Annotated in this window: 19 protein-coding genes; 7 read left to right on the top strand and 12 right to left on the bottom strand. The window is 73.7% G+C overall.

All coding sequences use genetic code 11. The features are described from left to right. Nucleotides 1-434 precede the first annotated feature (434 nt). Entirely contained in the window at nt 435-1,703 is a 1,269-nt protein-coding gene (gene purD, locus BLR33_RS05790) for a phosphoribosylamine--glycine ligase (protein ID WP_093783145.1), read from the bottom strand. A gap of 227 nt (nt 1,704-1,930) precedes the next feature. Between purD and BLR33_RS05785 the strand changes: the two genes are divergently transcribed. Then, a complete protein-coding gene (locus BLR33_RS05785) occupies nt 1,931-2,674 on the top strand; it encodes an SLATT domain-containing protein (RefSeq protein ID WP_093783144.1) in 744 nt (247 codons plus the stop codon). Nucleotides 2,675-2,899: 225 nt separating this feature from the next. Here the strand turns inward: BLR33_RS05785 and BLR33_RS05780 are convergent, their stop codons facing one another. Together BLR33_RS05780 and BLR33_RS05775 are read right to left on the bottom strand one after the other, a co-directional pair. Continuing rightward, nucleotides 2,900-3,547, bottom strand: a complete 648-nt coding sequence (locus BLR33_RS05780) for a hypothetical protein (protein ID WP_093783143.1) — start codon at nt 3,545-3,547, stop codon at nt 2,900-2,902. Nucleotides 3,548-3,634: 87 nt separating this feature from the next. After that, complete coding sequence (locus tag BLR33_RS05775; RefSeq protein WP_093783142.1) at nt 3,635-4,321, bottom strand: GntR family transcriptional regulator; 687 nt, start codon at nt 4,319-4,321, stop codon at nt 3,635-3,637. 585 nt (nt 4,322-4,906) lie between these two features. Here BLR33_RS05775 and BLR33_RS05770 point away from each other — a divergent pair. Continuing rightward, nucleotides 4,907-6,949, top strand: a complete 2,043-nt coding sequence (locus BLR33_RS05770) for a serine/threonine-protein kinase (RefSeq protein WP_093783141.1) — start codon at nt 4,907-4,909, stop codon at nt 6,947-6,949. Between the two features lie 96 nt (nt 6,950-7,045). Here the strand turns inward: BLR33_RS05770 and BLR33_RS05765 are convergent, their stop codons facing one another. Next, entirely contained in the window at nt 7,046-8,329 is a 1,284-nt protein-coding gene (locus BLR33_RS05765) for an adenylosuccinate synthase (protein ID WP_093783140.1), read from the bottom strand. Between the two features lie 135 nt (nt 8,330-8,464). Here BLR33_RS05765 and BLR33_RS05760 point away from each other — a divergent pair, with 135 nt between their 5' ends. Continuing rightward, complete coding sequence (locus BLR33_RS05760; RefSeq protein WP_093783139.1) at nt 8,465-9,292, top strand: diacylglycerol kinase; 828 nt, start codon at nt 8,465-8,467, stop codon at nt 9,290-9,292. A gap of 105 nt (nt 9,293-9,397) precedes the next feature. On the opposite strand, the gene BLR33_RS05755 is transcribed toward BLR33_RS05760, so the two are convergent. From BLR33_RS05755 to BLR33_RS05730, 6 genes are all read right to left on the bottom strand, one after another. After that, nucleotides 9,398-10,696 carry a cytochrome P450 gene (locus BLR33_RS05755; RefSeq protein WP_093783138.1) on the bottom strand — a complete coding sequence of 433 codons (1,299 nt, stop codon included), beginning with the start codon at nt 10,694-10,696 and terminating at the stop codon, nt 9,398-9,400. Beyond that, the gene (locus BLR33_RS05750; protein ID WP_093783137.1) at nt 10,693-11,529 is read right to left on the bottom strand and encodes an MBL fold metallo-hydrolase; all 837 of its coding nucleotides are present in this window, start codon (nt 11,527-11,529) and stop codon (nt 10,693-10,695) included. Before BLR33_RS05750 ends, BLR33_RS05755 begins: the two co-directional genes overlap by 4 nt. Then, on the bottom strand, nt 11,526-12,386 hold the full coding sequence (locus BLR33_RS05745) for an NUDIX hydrolase (protein ID WP_093783136.1): 861 nt from the start codon (nt 12,384-12,386) through the stop codon (nt 11,526-11,528). The genes BLR33_RS05750 and BLR33_RS05745 overlap by 4 nt, the downstream gene beginning before the upstream one ends. A gap of 61 nt (nt 12,387-12,447) precedes the next feature. Then, nucleotides 12,448-12,810 carry a DUF952 domain-containing protein gene (locus tag BLR33_RS05740; RefSeq protein WP_093783135.1) on the bottom strand — a complete coding sequence of 121 codons (363 nt, stop codon included), beginning with the start codon at nt 12,808-12,810 and terminating at the stop codon, nt 12,448-12,450. A gap of 47 nt (nt 12,811-12,857) precedes the next feature. Then, complete coding sequence (locus BLR33_RS05735) at nt 12,858-13,325, bottom strand: RidA family protein (protein ID WP_093783134.1); 468 nt, start codon at nt 13,323-13,325, stop codon at nt 12,858-12,860. Further along, nucleotides 13,322-13,486 (bottom strand): DUF4177 domain-containing protein, encoded by a 165-nt coding sequence (locus BLR33_RS05730; protein WP_086020382.1) that lies wholly within the window; start codon nt 13,484-13,486, stop codon nt 13,322-13,324. Before BLR33_RS05730 ends, BLR33_RS05735 begins: the two co-directional genes overlap by 4 nt. A gap of 92 nt (nt 13,487-13,578) precedes the next feature. On the opposite strand from BLR33_RS05730, the gene BLR33_RS05725 reads away from it, so the two are divergent. Together BLR33_RS05725 and BLR33_RS05720 are read left to right on the top strand one after the other, a co-directional pair. Then, nucleotides 13,579-14,715 carry an ArsA-related P-loop ATPase gene (locus tag BLR33_RS05725; RefSeq protein WP_245771178.1) on the top strand — a complete coding sequence of 379 codons (1,137 nt, stop codon included), beginning with the start codon at nt 13,579-13,581 and terminating at the stop codon, nt 14,713-14,715. A gap of 121 nt (nt 14,716-14,836) precedes the next feature. Next, entirely contained in the window at nt 14,837-16,186 is a 1,350-nt protein-coding gene (locus BLR33_RS05720; RefSeq protein ID WP_093783132.1) for an ArsA family ATPase, read from the top strand. On the opposite strand, the gene BLR33_RS05715 is transcribed toward BLR33_RS05720, so the two are convergent. Continuing rightward, nucleotides 16,168-16,500 carry a WhiB family transcriptional regulator gene (locus BLR33_RS05715; protein ID WP_093783131.1) on the bottom strand — a complete coding sequence of 111 codons (333 nt, stop codon included), beginning with the start codon at nt 16,498-16,500 and terminating at the stop codon, nt 16,168-16,170. The two genes, BLR33_RS05720 and BLR33_RS05715, sit on opposite strands and share 19 nt — an antisense overlap. A 586-nt stretch (nt 16,501-17,086) precedes the next feature. Here BLR33_RS05715 and BLR33_RS05705 point away from each other — a divergent pair. After that, nucleotides 17,087-19,420, top strand: coding sequence for a transglycosylase domain-containing protein (locus BLR33_RS05705; protein WP_093783130.1), 2,334 nt, complete (start codon nt 17,087-17,089; stop codon nt 19,418-19,420). 252 nt (nt 19,421-19,672) lie between these two features. Here the strand turns inward: BLR33_RS05705 and BLR33_RS05700 are convergent, their stop codons facing one another. Then, nucleotides 19,673-20,131: a GatB/YqeY domain-containing protein gene (locus BLR33_RS05700; RefSeq protein WP_093783129.1), complete on the bottom strand. Its 459-nt coding sequence runs from the start codon at nt 20,129-20,131 to the stop codon at nt 19,673-19,675. 232 nt (nt 20,132-20,363) lie between these two features. Between BLR33_RS05700 and BLR33_RS05695 the strand changes: the two genes are divergently transcribed. Then, entirely contained in the window at nt 20,364-21,299 is a 936-nt protein-coding gene (locus BLR33_RS05695) for a metallophosphoesterase (protein WP_093783128.1), read from the top strand. The last annotated feature ends 453 nt before the right edge of the window (nt 21,300-21,752 follow it).

Below are 21,752 nucleotides of genomic sequence, written 5' to 3'. Positions count from 1 at the left end.
AATGCCGTACGGCTGTTTGGCCGCAGAGACCTGCGGTGCGCTTTCGGGGCACCATAGTTGGGCTCCGCCACCGAGTCAGCCGTATGGCCCACGCGTCACTCCTTGGAGTGGAGTTCCCCCCTATACGGTGGCGTCCCGCCACAGGGGTACGCCACCGCCCCCGACCGCCGCCCGGGGCAGGCCGACAGCGCCCCCTGATGTCGTACGGCCTCGCCCTACACGCGAAGGGCAAGGTGTTCAGGGGCGCTGGGGGTACCTCCCAGGCGAAGCTCTGAGGGAGGAACGGCGCGAGAAGAGTCCACCGTCCTCTGGACGGTGGACTACCCCCGTGGGGCAGATGGGACCCCGAAAGGGGCGCGGGGAACGGCGCGACCAGCCAGAGGAGCCCTGCAGACGGCCACGGCGGCGAACCCCAGCGGTGAGTAGCCGCACCCCTACACGCCGGACGCGATGTCCCCGCGGTGGTGGGAGCCCTCGAGAGTGATGTGGGCGAGGGCGCGGTACGCGCGGGTGCGGGCCTTGGCGACCGTGGAGCCCGTCGCGGTGACGGACAGGACGCGGCCCCCGGCCGACACGACGCGCCCGTCGTCGAGCAGCCGCGTCCCCGCGTGGAGGACGTACGCGTGCTCCTCCGCCGCGGGCACGTCCGCGAGGCCGCCGATGGGATCGCCGGTACGCGGGGTGTCGGGGTAGTTGTACGACGCGATGACGACGGTGACCGCCGCCCCCTCGCTCCACCGCAGCGCGGGGAAGGCGGCGAGCTGCCCGGTCGCGGCGGCCCGCAGCAGCCCCGCCAGAGGGGTGCGCAGCCGCGCGAGGACGACCTGCGTCTCGGGATCGCCGAAGCGCGCGTTGAACTCGATGACCCGCACTCCGCGCGAGGTGAGGGCAAGCCCGGCGTACAGCAGGCCGGCGAAAGGCGTGCCGCGGCGCCGCATTTCGTCCACGGTGGGCTGCAGGACCGTCCGCTCGACCTCGTCGACGAGCTTGGGGTCGGCCCACGGCAGCGGCGAGTACGCGCCCATGCCGCCGGTGTTGGGCCCCTCGTCGCCGTCCAGGGCGCGCTTGAAGTCCTGTGCGGGCTGGAGCGGCACCACCGTCTCGCCGTCGGTCAGCGCGAAGAGCGAGACCTCGGGGCCGTCGAGGTACTCCTCGATCACCACGCGTCCGGGGGCGCCGTCCGCGCCGCCCTCCAGGCAGGCCAGGGCGTGCGCGCGGGCCGCGTCCAGGTCACCGGTGACGACGACGCCCTTGCCGGCCGCGAGTCCGTCGTCCTTGACGACATAGGGCGCGCCGAAGGCGTCGAGCGCGGCGTCGACCTCCTCGGCGCTGCCGCACACGTAGGCGCGCGCGGTGGGCACCCCGGCGGCTGCCATGACGTCCTTGGCGAACGCCTTGGAGCCCTCCAGGGCGGCGGCCTCCCGCGAGGGGCCGAAGCAGTCGATCCCGCGCTCGCGCACCGCGTCGGCGACCCCTGCGACCAGGGGCGCCTCGGGGCCGACGACCACGAGGTCCGCGCCCAGGGCGGCGGCGAGGTCGGCGACGGCGGCGCCATCGGTGGCGTCGACCGCGTGCAGCTCGGCCAGCTCGGCGATGCCGGCGTTGCCCGGCGCGCAGTGCAGGGAGGTGACGTCGGGGTCGAGGGACAGGGAGCGGCACAGGGCGTGTTCGCGGGCGCCGCCGCCGATGACGAGGACCTTCACGGGGACCAGGGTAGTGGCCGTCCCGGCGCCCTCCGTCCTCACTCTTTCGGGGGATACCGACAAGCGTCCTATACCTGATCACACTGCTTATCTGAGGGTAATGGCGAACTTCCGGGCGCTCGGCTCAGCCGTTCGGCGGTAAGAAGGGGGCTTCATCCGGGCGGTGTGCCGCGGGGGCATGCCCGCCCGGGCCGCCACGGGTCGTCGGTGTCGTCGAGGAGCGCGCAGTGAGCCAGCCGGAGATGTTTCCCGAGGAGGGCGCCCCGCAGGAGCCCCCGCGGCGGGCGCTGCGCCACCGGCACCACCGGCCCGAGGACCTGCGGCCGCCACCCTTCCCCATGGGCGACTGGGGCGAGCCCGCGGAGCGGCTGGAGGAGCTGTACCGGTGGTCGGAGGAGCACGGGCTGCGCACCGCCGAGTGGTATCTGCGCGACCGGCTGTGGAAGCGCCGGGGCGCCCAGGGGTTGCGGGCGGGTGCGGCCGCGGGCGCGGTGGCGGCCGCGGCGCTGCCGCTGGCGCAGCTCGCCGGCGCCGGCCACGGCCTGCTCGGCTGGGGATACCTGTGCCTGCTGCTGGCCTGCGCCTGCGTGGGCTTCGACCGGCTGATGGGCCTGACGGCCGGCTGGATGCGGGACGTGGCCACCGCGCAGGCCGTGCAGCGCCGGGTGGAGGCGCTGCGCTTCGACTGGGCGACCGAGAGCGTACGGGAGGTGCTGGGGCCCACCGAGGGCACCGCGGCCGAGGCCGCCGAGCGCTGCTTGAGGCTGCTGCGCCGCTTCTGCGACGACGTCTCCGACCTGGTGCGCGCCGAGACGTGCGACTGGATGGCGGGCTTCGGTGCGGGGGCGGCCGCGGCGCCGCTGCGCGTCCAGGCGCCGGCCCGCAGCGATCCGCCCCCGCCCGCGCGGCTCCCCCACCCCAGCACCCGCCCGACCATGCCGCGCCAGCGCCCGCCCGAGGCACCCCGCTGACCCGCCGCAATGGACGCGGGCCGCGACACACGTCCAGGGCGAACACCATGGCGCCCAGCGCCCTGGGCACCTGGGCACCTGGGCACCTGGGCACCTGGCAGCCAGCGTCCTGACTGCCTGGGCGCATGGGTGCCGGCTCAACTGCCCGGCACCCTAAGTGCCCAGCGCCCTGACTGCTCAGCGTCCTGACTGTCTGATTGCCTGGCTGACTGCCTACCTGGCTGCCTAACTGAACACGATCATCGAGCCCTGGCCCAGCGAGCGGGTCGCCGCCGCGTGCAGGCCGAGCCAGACGTGGTGCTCCCGGGCGAAGGGGCCGTTCAGCGCCGGTGTCTGCGCGGGCTCCTCCAGGGCGGTGTGGCGGGTGGGCGGCGCGGGCGGGGCCGGCGGGTTCTTGGGGTCGATGCCGATCGCGGGGGCGACGAACTCCAGCTCGCGCAGCAGCCCGTTGCTGGAGCCGAGCGGGCCGCCGCCCTCCAGGAGTTCGTCGTTGACGACCGGTTGCGGGAAGTCCAGCGGCACGTAGGCGCCGGCGTGGTCGTAGTGCCAGACCAGGTGCGAGGACTGCGCGGTGGACTCGAACATCTCCAGCAGCTGCTCGTAGTCGCCGCCCAGGGCGTCCACGGGGGTGACTTCGAGGCGCTGGAGGGCGAGCAGGTAGGCGCGGCGCAGGAAGTGCAGGGCGTCGTAGTCGAAGCAGGCGATCGGGGCGACGTCGCCGGACAGGCCCGGCATGTAGCCGTAGACCGGGATCGGCGGCAGCCCGGCCTCGCCCAGCGCGTTGTCGTAGCGGGCGATCTCCTCGGCGAAGGGGTTTTCCGGGCTGTGGCAGAGCACGTCCACGAGGGGCACCAGCCACAAGTCGCAAGCCACGTACGGACTCCATCCGGTCGGGAACGTACAGCCTAGGATGACGCGTCCGGCGCCGTCATGCGTGCCTGTCGCGGGGCGTCCGGGGGATCAGGGGTGCGCGGGGGCGAGTTTCTCGATCAGGGCGCGGGTGTGGGTGTGGTGCTCCTTGGTCAGCCGCAGGGCCTCGGCGGTGTCGCGGGCGGCGACGGCGTCCACCAGTTCCACGTGCCCCGCCCAGCAGACGCCCGCCAGGTCCGGCAGGGAGCGCAGGTGCGGCACCGCGTAGATCCACGCCTGGGTGCGCACCCGGTCCAGGAACTCCGACAGGTGCGGGTTGCCGCCCATGGCCGACAGTTCGCCCCAGAAGCGCAGGTCGCAGCCTATGAGGACGTCAAGGACACCGGCCCGCGCCGCCCGTGCGGCGGCTTCGGCCCGCCGCCGCACCGAGGCGATGGCGTCGTCGGGCAGGTCGCCCATGCCGTGCTCGGCGAGCCGGCGGAAGGCGGCGTTGACCACGAGGGTGCGCGCGTCGGTCAGGGTGCGGAAGTCCTCGGCGGTGAACTGCCGGACCTGGAAGCCGCGGTGCTGCTCGACCTCCAGCAGCCCTTGGGCCGACAGGTCCACCAGCGCCTCGCGCACGGGCGTGGCGGACACGCCGTAGGTCTCGGCGATCTGCTTGACGGTGAAGTGCCGGCCGGCCTGGAGGCGGCCGGTGATGATCTCGTCGCGCAGGGCGTCGGCGATCTGCTGGCGCAGGCTGCTGCGCCGCACCAGGGGCCCGACCCCCTCCGCCATACCGTCACCTCGTCCTGCGTCGTCCCGCGTGGTCCTGCCGGCCCTGCCCGGTCCTACGCGGTCCTGCGCGCAAGCCCGCGCGGGTCGTGCGTACGTCCTGCGCCGCGGCCCGGGGCGCGCCTCCTGCGGGCCGGGCACGCCGATCTTCCGGGCCCCGTCGGTCCGCGATCTCCGTCCCGCCCTGCCGTTCCGCGTCGGCTGCGGACACGATAGGCGAGGCTCGTACGGATGTGCGCCGCCCGCGTTCGTGTGATCGTCTGCCCGGCGGGCGCGGGGGGATGCGGGTGGCGGCTCGCGTGCCGTACCCGCAAGGCGTCCGGGCGCCTGGGTGCCCGGCGGCTTGCCGAGGGCCGGAGTGTCCGCTGTGGGCGAGGTCACAGCGGCAGGTGGTGGCGGCGGGCTGCGGCAGGGCGTCTGGACACCAAGGAGGCGCAGGCACCTGGCCTCCATGGCGGCGGATTGTTCCCGACGCCATGGCGTCGGCCCATGACCGCACGGCCGGGCGGCGCATATTCTTCGCCGGTGAGCGGCGGGCAGCCGCCACGGAACCCCGGGCGGCCGGGGCGCGGGAGGGGGCGGCGCGCGATGGACGGCAGCGACGGGCTGAGGGCCGACGATCCGCGGTGGATCGGCGCGTACCGGCTGCTGGGGCGGCTCGGCGTCGGCGGCATGGGGCGGGTCTACCTGGCCAGGTCCGCGCGCGGCCGCACGGTCGCGGTGAAGCTGGTCCGCCCCGACCTGGCCGAGCGCGAGGAGTTCCGCAGCCGCTTCCGCCGCGAGGTGCAGGCCGCCCGCCGGGTCGGCGGCCGCTGGACCGCGCCGGTGCTCGACGCCGACACCGAGGCCGAGGTCCCCTGGGTCGCGACCGGTTACGTACCGGGGCCCTCGCTCCACCAGGTCGTCGCCAAGGAGTACGGGCCGCTGCCCGAGCGCTCGGTGCGCGTCCTCGCCGCGGGCCTGGCGCACGCGCTGGGCGACATCCATGCCGCGGGCCTGGTGCACCGGGACCTCAAGCCGTCCAACGTGATGATCACGATCGACGGGCCCCGCGTCATCGACTTCGGCATCGCCCGCGCCCTGGAGACGGTCGCCGACGGCTCGCTGACCGTCACGGGCGCGATGGTCGGCTCGCCCGGCTTCATGTCGCCCGAACAGGTCAGGGGCGACCGGGTCACGCCCGCGTGCGACATCTTCTGCCTCGGCTCGGTCCTCGCCTACGCCGCCACGGGGTTGCAGCCCTTCGGCGCGGCCGCCAGCGGGGTGCACGCGCAGATGTACCGCATCGTCCAGGAGCCGCCCGATCTCGCGCCCGTCCCGGCCGGGCTGCGGCCCCTGGTGGCCGCGTGCCTGGCCAAGGAGCCCGACGCGCGGCCCTCGCTGCCGGAGATCCACGCGATGCTCGCGGAGGCGGAAGCGGCAGCAGACGCGGCGGTGGAGGAGGCGGCACCCGGCGAGCCCGGCGCTCGCTCCGGCGCGCGGCAGGACCCGCCCGCCCGCGTCGCGGACGAGCCCGAGCCCTGGCTGCCCGCCGCCATTGTGGCCAGGCTCGGCCGCCACGCCGTCCGCCTGCTCGAACTGGAGGCGGAGGCGGACACGCCACCGGCCCCGCCGCAAAGCCCCGCCACCCAGGACGCGGACCCCGCACCCAAGGTGGCGACCGCGCCTCAAGGAGCCCCGCCCCAGGCGAGCCAGGCTCCCCGCGAGCCCGCGCCCCTTTCCCCCGCACCTCAGCCGGCAGCCCCACCGGCACCCCGGCCACCAGCCGCCGAAGCCCCCGAAGCCCCCGAAGCCCCCGAAGCCCCCGAGCCGCCGCACGCGGCGACCGAGGTCTCCACACCGTCCCCCGGGCACCGCCCGGCACCCATGGGCACCGCCCACCCGACACCCCCGCCCGCGCCCATGGAGCCCACCCGGCCACCAATACCGCCCGGCACCCCGACCCCCACCGGCCCAGCATCCCGCGTCACGGCACCCAGCACGCCCACACCTACCAGTCCACCGTCCGGCGTCGCCGCGCCCAGCACCCCCACACCTACCGGCCGCCCCACCAGCTACCCCACCGGTGTCACCGCGCCCTACGACGCGTCCCCCACACCACCGCCTCCCACCCGGGGCCCGGTGAGGCGTCGCGGCACCCTTCTCGCCGCCATTGCCGCTCTGGTCGTCGTCGCCGGGAGCGCCACCGCGTACACCGCCCTGCGGCACGGCAGCGGCGGCTCGAAGGACGCCAAGGCGCCCGCCTCGCCGGCCTCCCAGGCGCCCGGGCGGCGCGCCAAGGCCCCGGGGACGCCGCCCGCGAAGGGCCTCGTGCCCGCCGGCATGGTGGGCGTGTGGCGCACCTCGTTCGTCAGCGCCGACCAGGGCGACAACACCCGGACGCTGACCGTGCGCGCCGACGGCACCGTGGTGCTCACCGGCGAGAGCGCCGCCTACTCCTGCTCCTGGCGGATGCGCGTGACCTCGGCCGGGCCGCCGGTGGCGCTCAGCGCGTCCCAGGTGACCGGCGGCGACCCGCTCTCCTCCTGCTCGCCGGGCGACCCGACGACGCTCACCCTGCTCGACGCCACCCACCTACGCCGGGACAACGAGGACGGCAAGGCGCCACTGACGTACACCAAGGCGGGCTGACGGACCGTCAGGAGTGCACATGCACGGCCGGAAAGGGGTGAGCCCCGCGCCTCCAGGAGGGCGGGGCCCACTTGTGCACCAGAGTGTGCGGGCGGCTCAGACGAAGGAGTTGATCTGGATCGTCTCGTCCCGGCCGGGGCCCACCCCGATCGCCGAGATCGGCGCCCCGGACATCTCCTCCAGCGCCTTGACGTAGTCCTGCGCGTTCTTGGGCAGGTCGGCGAAGGTCTTGGCCTTGGTGATGTCCTCCGACCAGCCGGGCAGGAACTCGTAGATCGGCTTCGCGTGGTGGAAGTCGCTCTGGCTGTACGGGAGTTCGTCCACCCGCTGCCCCTCGATGTCGTAGCCGACGCAGACCGGGATGCGCTCCCAGCCGGTGAGGATGTCGAGCTTGGTGAGGAAGAAGTCGGTCAGCCCGTTCACCCGGGTGGCGTAGCGTGCGATCAACGCGTCGAACCAGCCGCAGCGCCGGTCGCGGCCGGTGGTGACGCCGAACTCGTGGCCCACGGTGCGCAGCCGGTCGCCGTCCTCGTCGAGCAGTTCGGTGGGGAACGGTCCGGAGCCCACACGCGTTGTGTACGCCTTGAGGATGCCGATCACGCGGGTGATCCTCGTGGGACCGACGCCGCTGCCGGTGCACGCGCCGCCGGAGGTCGGGTTGGACGAGGTGACGAAGGGGTACGTGCCGTGGTCGACGTCCAGGAGCGTGCCCTGCCCGCCCTCCATGAGCACGACCTTGCCGTCGTCCAGCGCCTTGTTGAGCACCAGCGTGGTGTCGGTGACGTACGGCTTGATCTGCTCGGCGTAGCCGAGGTACTCCTCGACGACCTGGTCGGTGGTGATCGCCCGCCGGTTGAAGATCTTCACCAGGATCTGGTTCTTGTCGTGCAGCGCCGCCTCGACCTTCTGCCGGAGGATCGATTCGTCGAAGAGGTCCTGCACGCGGATGCCCACCCGGTTGATCTTGTCCGCGTAGGCCGGCCCGATGCCGCGGCCGGTGGTGCCGATCCTGCGGCTGCCCAGGAAGCGCTCCGTCACCTTGTCGATGGTCTGGTGATACGGCGTGATCAGGTGGGCGTTACCGCTGATCAGGAGCTTGGAGGTGTCCACGCCGCGCTCGTCGAGCCCGCTCAGCTCGGAGAGCAGGACCGCCGGGTCGACCACGACACCGTTGCCGATCACCGGGACGCAGCCCGGTGAGAGGATGCCGGAGGGGAGCAGGTGGAGTGCGTACTTCTGGTCGCCCACCACGACGGTGTGGCCGGCGTTGTTGCCGCCCTGGTAGCGCACCACGTAGTCCACTGAGCCGCCGAGCAGGTCGGTGGCCTTCCCCTTGCCCTCGTCACCCCACTGAGCACCGAGCAGCACAAGTGCGGGCACAGGCGTACACCCCTTCCGGGCGGGGCATGTCCAACGTGCAGAGAGCCGTCGACCCTGCCCCGGAATAGACGAAGCCCCTGGCGCAAAGGCGGCAAGGGGCTCTTGCACCGAGATTTTACCTGAGGAAGGACCAAGGTGTCGGCTCACGTCCCGGCCGAGCATCCTCTGCTCGTGGTCGTCGACCCCGCGGCACGCGCCACCGACGGTGAATCCGTCAGGATCGCCAAGGACGTGCTGTGTGCGGGCGCCGCCTCCGTGAAGATGGCGTTCCCCGAGTCCGCCGAGGAGGTCGAGAAGGCCCTCGCCCACCGCGGTCGCCGTCACCCTGTGGTACTGGGCGACGACGCGGCGCTGCTGCGCACCGTCCTGGCCCTGCGCAAGGAGCGCACCCTGCACGAGTCGACGGTCTCGGTGGTGCCGATCGGCCCGCGCTCCACCCTGGTCAAGGCGCTCGGGGTGCCGGCCCAGGTGCCCGCTGCCGCCCGCGCGGTGCTCGACGGCGTGGAGCGCGTGCTGGACCTGCTGGTGGACGAGAGCGGCGGCATCGTGCTCGGCACGCTGAGCCTGCCCTGCGGCACCCCCGTCGCCCACACCGCCGCCCACTGGTGGACGCCGGTGGAGAAGACCGCCCGCTCCCTGGTGCGCACCCTGACCGCCCCGATCCCGGTCAACGGCAACCCGCCGCCGCGCCGCCAGCGGTTGCGGGTCGAGGCCGACGGGGTGCTGCTCGCCGACCTCGACGAGCCGGTGCACGAGGTGTCGGTGCGGCCCGCGCCGGCCGGCCTCGCCGAGGTGCATGTCCGGCGCGCCCCGGGCTCGGCCCAAGTGCTGACGCGGGCCCGGACGATCACGGTCTCCGGCCGCGACTTCCGCTACCGGGCCGACTCGGCGATCACCGGGCCCGTCCGCAGCCGCACCTGGACCGTGGAGCCGTCCGCCTGGCGGCTGACGGTGCCGCGCTAGCGGTGCGGGCCGCGTCCATGGGTGCGGACCGCGGCCGCGCCCATGGTGTCGAGGTGTGCTCCATTGCGTCGAAGCGCACCGGCGCAAGGCCGGTCACCAAGCCCGTCACCAGGTGACCAGCAGCCGCTCCAGGCCGCGGATGACGTAGCCGGGGCGCCACTGCGGCTCCTCGGCCAGCCGCATCCCGGGCGCGTCCCGCAGGAGGGTGTGGAAGGAGGTGGTCAGCTCCAGGCGGGCCAGCGGGGCGCCCAGGCAGTAGTGCAGGCCGGCGCCGAAGGACAGATGGCGGTTGTCCGCCGCGGGCCGGGTGGTGTCGAAGGTGCCGGGGTCGGTGAAGCGGGCCGGGTCGCGGTTGGCCGAGCCGAGCAGCAGCGCCACCTCCGAGCCGCGCGGGATGACCGTCCCGCCGACCTCGATGTCGTCCAGCACCCAGCGCTCGAACATCTGCAGCGGGGTGTCGTAGCGCAGCATCTCCTCCACCGCGTCGCGGAGGTCCTCCGGCCCGCCGGCGCCGGCGAGGGCGGCCAGCTGGGCGGGGTGGCGCAGCAGGTGCAGCCAGCCCAGGACGGTGGTGTTCACGGTGGCCTCGTGGCCCGCGTTGAGGAGCAGCACGCAGGTGGAGACCATTTCCTGCTCGGTCAGCACGTCCCCGTCGTCGTGCGCGGCGATCAGGGCGCTGACCAGGTCGGTGCCCGGGTCGCGGCGGCGGGCGGCGATCAGCTCCCGCAGGTAGGCGCTGAACTCCTCGGCGGCGCGCACGGCCCGGCGCGCGGTCTCCTCGTCCGGGTTCAGCTCGAACATGCCGGTGATCGCGGCGGACCAGGGGCGCAGCAGCCCGCGGTCGGCGGGCGGCACCCCGAGCATCTCGGCGATGACGGCGACCGGCAGCGGCTCGGCGACCTGGGCGAGCAGGTCGCCGCCGCCGTCGGCGCGCAGGTCCGCGACGAGCCCTTCGGCCAGTTCGCGCACGGTGGGCGCGAGGTCGTCCACCATCCGCGGGGTGAACGCCTTGGCGACCAGCCGCCGGATACGGGTGTGGACGGGGGCCTCCAGGTCGAGCAGGCCGTTGCCGTTGAGCACGGTGAAGGGCTCGTGCTCCGGCGGCGGCGCCTGGCGGCCGAACTCCTCGTGGCTGAAGCGGTGCAGATAGGTGCGGCCGAGCCGGCGGTCCCGCAGCAGGGCGCTGACGTCGTCGTGGTGCGGGACGAGCCACTGCGAGGTGGGCGCGAACCAGTGCGCGCGGCCCGCGGCCCGCAGCTCCTCGTAGGCGGGGTACGGGTCGGCGACGAAGGAGGGCGACCAGGGGGCGAAGGCGGCGGCGGGGCCGTCGGCCCGCGGGGCGGTGCCGGCGTCGGCGGCGCCAGGGGTGCCCTGGGCTTCCGGGGAGGTGCTGGGGTAGGTCATGGCAGGTCGATGATCCCGTGTTCGCGCAGGTAGTCCAGTTGGGCGCGGACCGACAGCTCGGCGGCGGGCCACACCGCGCGGTCGACGTCGGCGTAGACGTGGGCGACCACCTCGGCAGGGGTGCGCAGGCCCGACTCCACCGCGGTCTCGACCTGGGCGAGCCGGTGGGCGCGGTGCGCGAGGTAGAACTCGACGGCGCCGCGCGCGTCGTCGAGCACCGGCCCGTGCCCCGGCAGCACCGTGGCGACGTCGGCCTCCGTGGTGAGTGACTGCAGCCGGCGCAGGGAGTCCAGGTAGTCGCCGAGCCGCCCGTCGGGGTGGGCGACGACGGTCGTGCCGCGGCCGAGGACGGTGTCGCCGGTCAGCACGGCGCGGTCGGCGGGCAGGTGGAAGCAGAGCGAGTCCGAGGTGTGCCCGGGGGTGGGCACGACGTGCAGCTCCAGGCCGCCGGTGGTCACCGTGTCGCCCTCGGCCAGGCCCTCCTCGCCCAGCCGCAGCGCCGGGTCCAGGGCGCGCACCGGGGTGCGGGTCAGCTCGGCGAAGCGGGCCGCGCCCTCGGCGTGGTCGGGGTGGCCGTGGGTGAGCAGCGTCAGGGCGATCCGCTTGCCCTGCTCCTCGGCGGCGGCGACCACCCGGGCCAGGTGCCCCTCGTCCAGTGGCCCGGGGTCCACCACGACGGCGAGCGCCGAGTCCGGCTCGGAGAGTATCCATGTGTTGGTGCCGTCCAGCGTCATCGGCGAGGGGTTGGGGGCCAGCACGCACAGCGCCCGCGCGGTGGCCCGCCCGCCGATCGAGGGCTGCGGGCGGCCCGGCGGGGTGGCGGCGGTGGTCATCGCGCCTCCCGCGTGAGGTCGCCGTGGCCGGGCCAATCGAGCAGGACCTGCCCGGTGTCGTCGAGGCTCGCGCGCACCATCACCGGCGCCAGGTCCCGGCCGGGGGCGGCGGCCAGCGCGTCGGCGGCGGCCGCGTACGGCAGCAGGGAGCGCAGCGTGGTGACGGTGGGCGGCAGCATGGCCAGCTCGCCGCTGTCGTGGCCGCCGACCGCGTCCGCGGCCGACAGCCACACCGTGCGGTCGGCCTCGCCGGAGACGTCGCGGGTGCGCTGGCCGTCCGGCAGCAGCGCGAGGAAGAACCAGGTGTCGTAGCGGCGCTCCTCGAACTCCGGGGTGATCCAGCGGGCCCAGGGCGCCAGCAGGTCCGAGCGCAGCACGAGGTCGTGGCGGGCGAGGAAGTCGGCGAAGGAGAGGTCGCGGGCGACCAGGGCGGCGCGGTCGGCCTCCCAGCCGGGCCCGGTGGTGTCGGCGACGACGGTCCGCTCGTCGGGCCCGGCGAGCAGCACGCCGGACTCCTCGAACGTCTCGCGGACCGCCGCGCACACCACCGCCTGCGCGTGCGGGGCGACCGTGCCGAGCGCGGCGGCCCACCAGTCCAGCGGCGGCCCGGCCCAGCGCACCCGCCGCTTGTCGCGCGGGTCGACGCCACCGCCGGGAAAGGCGTACATGCCGCCGGCGAACGCCATGGAGGTGCGGCGCCGCAGCAGGTGCACCTCGGGGGTGCCCGCCGGCCCGTCCCGCAGCAGCAGCACGGTGGCCGACGGGCGCGGCTCGACCGGGACCAGCTCGCCGCTCATGAGGGCGCGCAGCCGGTCGGCCCACCCGTCGGAGAAGGGTGCGGCGTTCTGAGGCGTCATGGCCGAGAGCGTACGTCGCCGCGCCGCTTTGTTCGAGGGGTCCCCCACCTGGGCTTCCGCCTCAGCGGAGCGGCCAGGGCTGCACCGAGACGACCGCCGTCACCGGCAGCGGGCCGTAGATGTGCGGGAAGGGCTCCGCGCCCGGGACCGGCGGCTCGTAGCGGACCGGGACGTCCAGCAGCGCCGTGTCGATCGTCAGGACGACCAGGTCGTCGCGCCCGGGCTCGTCGGCGTAGAGCAGGGCGGCCACGCCGGGCAGCTGGTGCGGCAGCGAGCAGTGGATGAAGCCGACGTCGCCGAGGGTGCGGCCGCGCGTGGAGACCTCGTAGGTGCCGCCGGCTTGCGCCTCCTGCCACAGGGCGCGCTCGGTGAGGTGCAGGATGCGGGGCGCGGGCCGGTCCGGGGAGTGCGTGGTGTCCGCCATGCGGCCACCGTAACCGGCCCGCTCCCCGGCCCGGCTGCCCGTCCGGCCTATTCGGCCAGCTCGACCTGGATCTCGACCTCGACGGGGGCGTCCAGCGGCAGCACCGCCACGCCGACCGCGCTGCGGGCGTGCACGCCCTTGTCGCCGAGCACCTCGCCCAGCAGCTCGCTGGCGCCGTTGACGACGCCCGGCTGACCGGTGAAGTCCGGCGCGGAGGCGACGAAGCCGACGACCTTGACGACGCGGGCGATCCGGTCCAGGTCACCCGCGACCGAGGCGACGGCCGCCAGGGCGTTCAGCGCGCAGGTGGCCGCGAGTTCCTTGGCGCGCTCCGGGGAGACCTCCGCGCCGACCTTGCCCGTCTCGGCGAGCTTGCCGTCCACGATCGGCAGCTGGCCGGAGGTGAAGACGTAGGCGCCCGAGCGGACGGCCGGCTGGTAGGCGGCCAGCGGCGGCACCACGTCGGGCAGCACCAGGCCCAGCTCGGCCAGGCGCGCGGCGACGGTCCCGCTCACGCGTCCTTCTCCCGCTTCAGGTAGGCCACCAGCTGCTCGGGGTTGTTCGGCCCCGGCACGACCTGGACCAGCTCCCAGCCGTCCTCGCCCCAGGTGTCCAGGATCTGCTTCGTCGCGTGCACCAGGAGCGGCACGGTCGCGTATTCCCACTTCTTCGCCATACCGCGACTTTAGTGCCTCGTCCGCGGCCCGCCGCACGGGGAACGGGCCGCCCGCGCGCTGGCCGGGCCGCCGAATGGTTAGGCTCGCAAGGGTGAGCCCTCAACAGTCATCAGCCGTCCGACTCCACGTCGTGACGGGCAAGGGCGGCACGGGCAAGACCACGGTCGCCGCCGCGCTCGCCCTCGCCCTCGCGGCGGAGGGCCGGCGGGTGCTGCTCTGCGAGGTCGAGGAGCGGCAGGGCATCGCCCAGCTATTCGAGACCGAGGCGCTGCCGTACGAGGAGCGCCGCATCGCCTCCGCCTCGGGCGGCGGCGAGGTGCACGCCCTGGCCATCGACGCCGAGTTGGCGATGCTCGACTACCTCGACATGTTCTACAAGCTCGGCCGGGCCGGCCGGGCGCTGAAGAAGCTCGGCGCGATCGACTTCGCCACCACCGTGGCCCCGGGCCTGCGGGACGTGCTGCTGACCGGCAAGGTGTGCGAGGCGGTGCGCCGCAAGGACGGCGCCGGCTGGCCGGTGTACGACGCGGTCGTCCTCGACGCCCCGCCCACCGGCCGCATCACCCGCTTCCTGAACGTCAACGACGAGGTGGCGGGGCTGGCGAAGGTCGGCCCGATACACCATCAGGCGCAGGCCGTGATGCGGGTGCTGAAGTCCCCGCAGACCGCGATCCACCTGGTGACGCTGCTGGAGGAGATGCCGGTCCAGGAAACCATGGACGGCGTCGCCGAACTGCGGGCGGCCGGGCTGCCGGTGGGCGCGGTGATCGTCAACATGGTGCGGCCGGTGCTGCTCGGCGACGCGGAGCTGGCCGAGGTGGCCGCCGCGCAGGTCGGCGGCAACGGCAAGCGGCGGGCCGCGGTCGCCAAGGCGCTCTCCCAGGCGGGGCTGGGCGGGGCCCGGCGCGGCGGGGTGGCCGAGCGCCTGGTCGAGCCGCTCTTCGCGCAGGCCCACGAGCATGCCCAGCGGGTGGTTCTGGAGCGCGAGCAGCGCGCCGAGATCGCCGGACTCGGCCTGCCGGTACGGGAGTTGGAGCTGCTGGGGGACGGTGTGGACCTCGGCGGGCTCTACCGGCTGGCGGACAGCCTGCGCCGGCAGGCGGTGGCGGTGCCGCCGCCGCACGGGCCGGTCCCCGAGGACGGCCCGGACCTCGCGGAGGCGGCCGCGGCCGACGCGCGCGAGGCCGCGCAGGCCGGCACCGACGAGCAGCCGCCGGGTGACGGGTGAGCGGGCCGGCCCGGCGGGCGGGCCCCGCGCCCCACCCGCGGACGAGCCGCCGGCCCACCGCCGGCCCACCCGGCCACCAGCGCACCGACCAGCCCACCGACGAGCGACGGACGAGCAACCGATGAGCCTGGAAAGCCCCCTGCTGGAGATCGACCCGCTGCTGGACGACCCGAAGACCCGGATCATCGTGTGCTGCGGCTCCGGCGGCGTCGGCAAGACCACGACGGCCGCCGCCCTGGGCCTGCGGGCCGCCGAGCGCGGGCGCACCGCGGTGGTGCTCACCATCGACCCCGCGCGCCGGCTCGCGCAGTCGATGGGTCTGACGGAACTCGACAACACCCCTCGCGAGGTGGCCGGAATCGATCGGTCGGCCGGCGGCTCGCTGCACGCGATGATGCTCGACATGAAGCGGACCTTCGACGAGGTCGTGGTCCAGCACTCCGATCCGGCCCGGGCCCGGGCGATCCTGGAGAACCCCTTCTACCAGTCGCTGTCCGCCGGTTTCGCCGGCACCCAGGAGTACATGGCGATGGAGAAGCTGGGCCAGCTGCAGGCCCGCGGCAGCTGGGACCTGATCGTGGTGGACACCCCACCGAGCCGCAGCGCGCTGGACTTCCTGGACGCGCCCAAGCGGCTCGGCTCCTTCCTCGACGGGCGGTTCATCAAGCTGCTGACGGCGCCGGCGAAGGTCGGCGGGCGGGCCGGGGTGAAGTTCCTCAACCTCGGGATGTCGATGATGACCGGCACCCTGAGCAAGGTGATGGGCGCCGGGCTGCTGCGCGACGTGCAGACCTTCGTGGCCGCCATGGACACCATGTTCGGCGGCTTCCGCACCCGCGCCGACGCCACGTACCGGCTGCTTCAGGCGCCGGGGACGGCCTTCCTGGTGGTCGCCGCGCCCGAGCGGGACGCCCTGCGCGAGGCCGCCTACTTCGTGGAGCGGCTGGCCGCGGAGGACATGCCGCTGGCCGGGATGGTGCTCAACCGGGTGCACGGCAGCGAGGCGGACCGGCTCACCGCGGAGCGGGCGGTGGCCGCGGCCGAGGCGCTGGAGGACGCGGTGGCCGAGGCGGAGGCCGGCGGCGAGGACGCGGGCAGCGGCGGCTCAGGCGGCGCCGACGGGCCGGGGGCGGAAAACCCGGACGGCGCCGGCATTGTCGATCTCCCCCCGGGGAAAGCTGAGTTGGAGGCCAGTGACGCCGAGCGCACCGGCCGGGCGGGCCACGGCGGCGCCGACACCCCCGCGGACGCACAGGAGCGTACGGAGCTGCTGGCGGCGGCCCTGCTGCGGCTGCACGCCGAGCGGATGCAGGTGGTCGCGCGCGAGCGGCGCACCCGCGAGCGGTTCGTCTCCGTGCACCCCGAGGTGCCGATGGTCGACGTCACGGCCCTGCCGGGCGACGTGCACGACCTGGCCGGCCTGCGGGAGATCGGCCTGCGGCTCGGCGGCGGTCAGCCGGCCGCCGCGTAGTCCTCGTCGTCCTCGATCGGCAGCAGGCCCGTGCTGCGCTCGTACTCCGTGCGGGCCGTCTCCAGCAGCCGGCGCCACGACGTCACGGTCGGGCGGCGGCGCAGCAGGGCGCGGCGCTCACGCTCGGTCATACCCCCCCACACCCCGAACTCGACCCGGTTGTCGAGCGCGTCCGCCAGGCACTCGGTCCGCACCGGGCAGCCGGTGCACACCGCCTTGGCCCGGTTCTGGGCCGCACCCTGGACGAACAGCTCATCCGGATCAGTGGTCTTGCACGCGGCCTGCGTGCTCCAGTCGGTTACCCAGCTGCTCATGCTGGCGCCGTCCTCTCCCGAATCGAGGCTCCCCCACGGCGGCACCCGGCATATTCACCGGTGCCAGTTGAGGACGTTACGGAAGGTAGGCGCGGCGCAACAGCCCTTTCAGGCCCAATCTTGCATGGCCCGAATGGACTATGCGTGCGCGGCAGATCACCCACCGGAGTGACCGGTGGAGAAAAGGGACTCTTGCGGACGGATCACCGCACTTCGCCGTCGGGAAGTGCCAAGACCTCCGGCATATACCGAATTTCGGGCAGTTCTCATCACTCACAAGAGTGAGGTGGGACGACGCATGGTCACGGGGAGATCGTGTGCTGTCCGGACCAGAGTAGGCGACCGACCCCCGCCGCGTCCGGGGATTCGCAACCTCCGCGCCGCCGCCCGCCCGGGGGCGCACGCCGGGCGCACCGCCGCCCCGGTCCGCAGCGGTCCGCCGCCCGATTCGCCGCCCGGTCCGCCATGGTCCGCCGCCCCGTCCGCACCGGGTCACGACCCCGTAATGTCACGGTCTCGTATGCGTCCGCCCGGAAAGGGTCCTCGGCCTCGGGCGGCCCCAGGTTGACGGTTTAGGCTGCACCCCATGGCTCACAAGCGTTCCGGCGGGGGGCTGTCCTCGGCCCAGCAGGCCGCCAAGTTCCTCGGTGTCAGCGTGCTGGCCGGTGCGGTGCTGGCGGGAATCGCGCTGCCCGCCGCCGGCGCCCTCGGCCTGTCCGCCAAGGGCACGGTGAAGGGCTTCGACGACCTGCCGGGCGAGCTGAAGCAGCCACCGCTGAGCCAGGCGTCCAAGATCCTGGACGCCAACGGCGGCCTGATCGCCACCGTCTACTCGCGCGACCGCACCGTGGTGCCGATCGATCGGATGAGCCCGAACATCCTCACCGCGATCGTGGACATCGAGGACTCGCGCTACTACCAGCACGGGGCGATCGACCTCAGGGGCATCCTGCGCGCGCTGAGCCACAACGCCTCCGACGGCAGCACCCAGGGCGCCTCCACGCTGACCCAGCAGTACGTGAAGAACGTCTTCGTGGAGGAGGCGGGCAACGACGCCGACAAGGTGGCCCAGGCCACCCAGCAGACCGCCGGCCGCAAGATCAAGGAGATGAAGTACGCGATCCAGGTCGAGAAGGAACTCGGCAAGAAGAAGATCCTGGAGAACTACCTCAACATCACCTTCTTCGGCGAGCAGGCGTACGGCATCGAGGCCGCCTCGGAGCGCTACTTCAGCACCCACGCCAAGGACCTCACCCTCACGCAGGCCGCGCTGCTGGCCGGCATGGTGCAGTCGCCGACCAACTACGACCCGATCAGCAACCCGCAGGCGGCCACCGACCGGCGCAACACGGTGCTCGCGCGGATGGCCCAGCTGAAGGACATCACCCCGGCGCAGGCGCAGGCCGCCGAGAAGCAGCCGCTCGGCCTGAAGGTCAGCACCCCCAAGAACGGCTGCATCACCGCAGTCAACGGCGCCGGCTTCTTCTGCGACTACGTCCGCGAGACCTTCCTGCAGAACGCGGCCTTCGGCAAGACCAAGGAGGCCCGGCAGAAGCTGTGGGACACCGGCGGCCTGACCATCCGCACCACGCTCCAGCCCAAGGCCCAGAAGTCGCTGCTCGACGGCATCGCCCAGCACGTCTACAAGAGCGACACGATCGCCGCGGCGATGACGATGGTCCAGCCCGGCACCGGCAAGGTCGTCGCCATGGGCCAGAGCAAGCCGTACGGCTTCGGCAAGAACGAGACCCAGATCAACTACTCGGTCGACGAGTCCATGGGCGGCGGAATCGGCTTCCAGAACGGTTCGACGTTCAAGCCGATAACTGCCGCGGCCGCCCTGGAGCAGGGCTTCAAGCCGTCGCAGGTCTACCCCTCGCCGTACAAGATGCCCTACCCGGACGTCACCACCTGCGGCGGCCAGGTCCTGCACAGCGACAAGACCACGCAGAACGAGATGACCACCGAGGTCGGCCCGTTCGCGATGCCCGAGGCGCTGCAGAAGTCGATCAACACCTACTTCGTCGCCCTCGAGGCGGACGTCGGCCTCTGCCCGATCCTGAAGATGGCCGACAAGCTGGGCGTCGGCCGCGCGGACGGCAAGCCGCTGGTCCAGGGCGCCTCGCTGACCCTGGGCACCAACGAGGTCTCGCCGCTGACGGTGGCCGGCGCGTACGCCGCCTTCGCCAACCGCGGTGTCTACTGCACGCCGATCGTCATCAACTCGGTGACCAACGCGCAGGGCAAGCACCTGGCGGTGCCGAAGTCGATCTGCTCGCAGGCGATGTCCCAGCAGACCGCGGACACCCTGAACACCATGCTGAAGAACGTGGTGGACGACGGTACGGGCGCCGCGGCCAACCTGCCCGGCCGCCAGACCGCGGGCAAGACCGGTACCACCGACAACCGCTACGCCGCCTGGTTCGCCGGCTACACCCCGCAGCTCGCCGCCGCGGTGTGGATGGGCGACCCGCAGCACCAGCGGCAGATGATCGACGTGACGATCGGCCCGCGCTACTTCGACAAGGTGCAGGGCGCCGACGGCCCGGCGCCGATCTGGAAGGACGCGGTCAGCGGCGCCCTGGAGGGCGAGCCGGCCGAGAACTTCGTCACGGTCCCGCTGAACGTCCCGGACCCGAGCAAGTCCCAGCAGCCGCCGAACGGCGGCAACACGGCCGCGACCGGCGGGGCCAACGGCGGAGGCGGCGACAACGGCAAGGGTCACGGCGGGCACGGGGGCCACGGCGGCTTCACGGTCATGGGCGCGACGACCGGGGTGATCACCGGCGGCACCACTGGCGGGACCACCGCCGGGGGTACGACCGGAGGCACCGACGCGGGGACCTCCGGCGGCACGACCTCGGGCACGGGCGGGATGCTGCCCTCAGGGGGCAACATCGTCGGAGGTACGGGCCCATAGGACTCGGCGCCTGGGTGACGTACCTGGGCACCTATGAACGCAAGTAAGGGGCGCCCTCCGTGGGAGGGCGCCCCTTACACGTTGCCGGGGTGCTGCGTGCGGCCCGCGGGGGGGCCGCTCCTGGCACACGGGGGCTTCACGCGACGCATGGCGCGCGGCATGAGGTAGGGCACGAGGTACGGCACCTGCGGCATGGCGTACGGCATCTCAGCCCCGGTGCGCGGCCGCGCGTGCTCCGCGGTGCGGCCCGGGTCAGCCGGCGAGCTGGCGCTTGACCTCGGCGGCGACGCGGCCGCCCTCCGCCAGGCCGGCCACCTTCGGGTTCACCGCCTTCATCACCTGGCCCATCGCCTTCGGCCCGGACGCGCCGGTCTCCGCGATCGCCGCCTTCACGATCCCGGCCAGCTCCTCGTCGCCGAGCTGCTTCGGCAGGTACTCCGCGAGCACCTCGCCCTCCGCGCGCTCCCGCTCGGCGGACTCCGCCCGGCCGCCCTGGGCGAACGCCTCGGCCGCCTCACGCCGCTTCTTCGCCTCGCGGGCGATCACCTTCAGCACCTCGTCGTCGGAGAGCGCGCGGGCCTGCTCGCCCGCCACCTCCTCCTTGGTGATGGCGCTGAGGGTCAGCCGGATCGTGGCGGAGCGCAGCTCGTCGCGCGTCTTGATCGCGGTGGTGAGGTCGTCCTGGAGCCGCTGCTTGAGGGTCGTGGTCATGGTCCCGATTTTCGCACCACGGGGGCGCGAGTGCGCCGCATTAAAGGGGACGGGGAGCGGGGAGGGCGAGGTGCCCCCACGGAAGCCCCACCGGGCGGACACCCGGCGTGCACGCATACCGTATGAAATGCCCTGCCACCGGCGGTCGGTCCGGCCGGCGGCCCCGGCCGGTTGTCCACAGGCGGCCGGACGCGTGGCACTGCGGCGGCGCGGCTTCTGACACGATGGAGGCATGCGCGCGCTCTACGGAATTCCCCTTGGTGTGACGGCAGTCGGCGCGGCCTGCGTGGCGTACGCGGCCGGCTACGAGGCCCGGTCCTTCCGCCTGCGCCGGGTGGAGGTGCCGGTGCTGCCGCGGGGCATGCAGCCGATCCGGGTGCTGCAGCTCTCGGACATCCACATGGTCTCGGGCCAGAAGAAGAAGCGCCGGTGGCTGCAGTCGCTGGCCGGGCTGCGCCCGGACCTGGTGGTCAACACCGGGGACAACCTCTCGGACCCCACCGCGGTCCCCGAGGTGCTGGACGCGCTGGGCCCGCTGCTGCGCTTCCCGGGCACCTATGTCTTCGGGTCGAACGACTACTACGGCCCGAAGTTCCGCAACCCGGGCAAGTACCTGGTGGAGAAGGCCCGCGGCCAGCACGGGCTGAACGGCAAGGACCACAGCGCGCACGGCGTGGTCCGCAACCCGTGGGGCGAGCTGCGGGACGCGTTCGACGCGGCGGGCTGGGTGGGGCTGAGCAACGCCCGGGGCCAGGTGAAGCTGGACCACGGCCCGGTGATCGGCCTCACCGGCCTGGACGACCCGCACATCAAGCGGGACCGCTACGCGGCGGTGGCCGGCGGCCCCGACCCGGACGCGGACTTCAACCTGGCGCTGGTCCACGCCCCCTACCTGCGCGTGCTGGACGCCTTCACGGCGGACCGTTATCCGCTGATCCTGGCCGGCCACACCCACGGCGGCCAGCTCTGCATCCCCTTCTACGGCGCGCTGGTCACCAACTGCGATCTGGACACGGACCGCGTGAAGGGCCTCTCCACGCACACGGCCGGGGGCTCCACTTCGTACCTCCACGTGTCGGCGGGCTGCGGCACGAACCGCTACACCCCGGTCCGCTTCGCGTGCCCCCCCGAGGCAACCCTGCTGACACTGACCCCGACCGTGAGCTAACACTTTGCCGACGGGGTGGGGGAGCGCCCGCGCACGGACGGAACGGTGAGCGGGGGGGTGCGCCGGGGTGTCGGGGTGGGGGGTGCCCTTGAGGGGGAGGGGGCGCCGGGGTGTCGGGAGGTGGGGCGCCTTGCGCAGGCAGGCTTGCCGAGCTGTCGGGAGGGCGGCGCCCGTGAGCGGGAGGGCTTGCGGAGCTGTCGGTGCGAACCTAGCGGTGAGCCGGGCGCGGGGTGGCGGCATGTACGGGCCTGGCGGCGAGCAGAGGGCTTGCCGAGGTGTCGGGGATGTGGGCGCCCCGTCAGCGGAGGGGCGGGCTTGCGGGCTGACCGAGTCCCTGAGACGACCTGCCCTGACCTCGGCCGTCCTGCCGAGACGGCGCCGGTGGCCCCGACCTCGGCGGGCCCCCGGGCCTCCCGAAACCGGATTTCGTCTCCAGCCCCGGGTCCGCTAGAG

It is taken from the genome of Actinacidiphila guanduensis, from assembly GCF_900103985.1.
In the GTDB taxonomy this organism is placed as follows: domain Bacteria; phylum Actinomycetota; class Actinomycetes; order Streptomycetales; family Streptomycetaceae; genus Actinacidiphila; species Actinacidiphila guanduensis.
The sequence above is the reverse complement of the archived record's forward strand: the minus strand, read 5'-3'. Positions and strand labels throughout refer to the sequence as shown.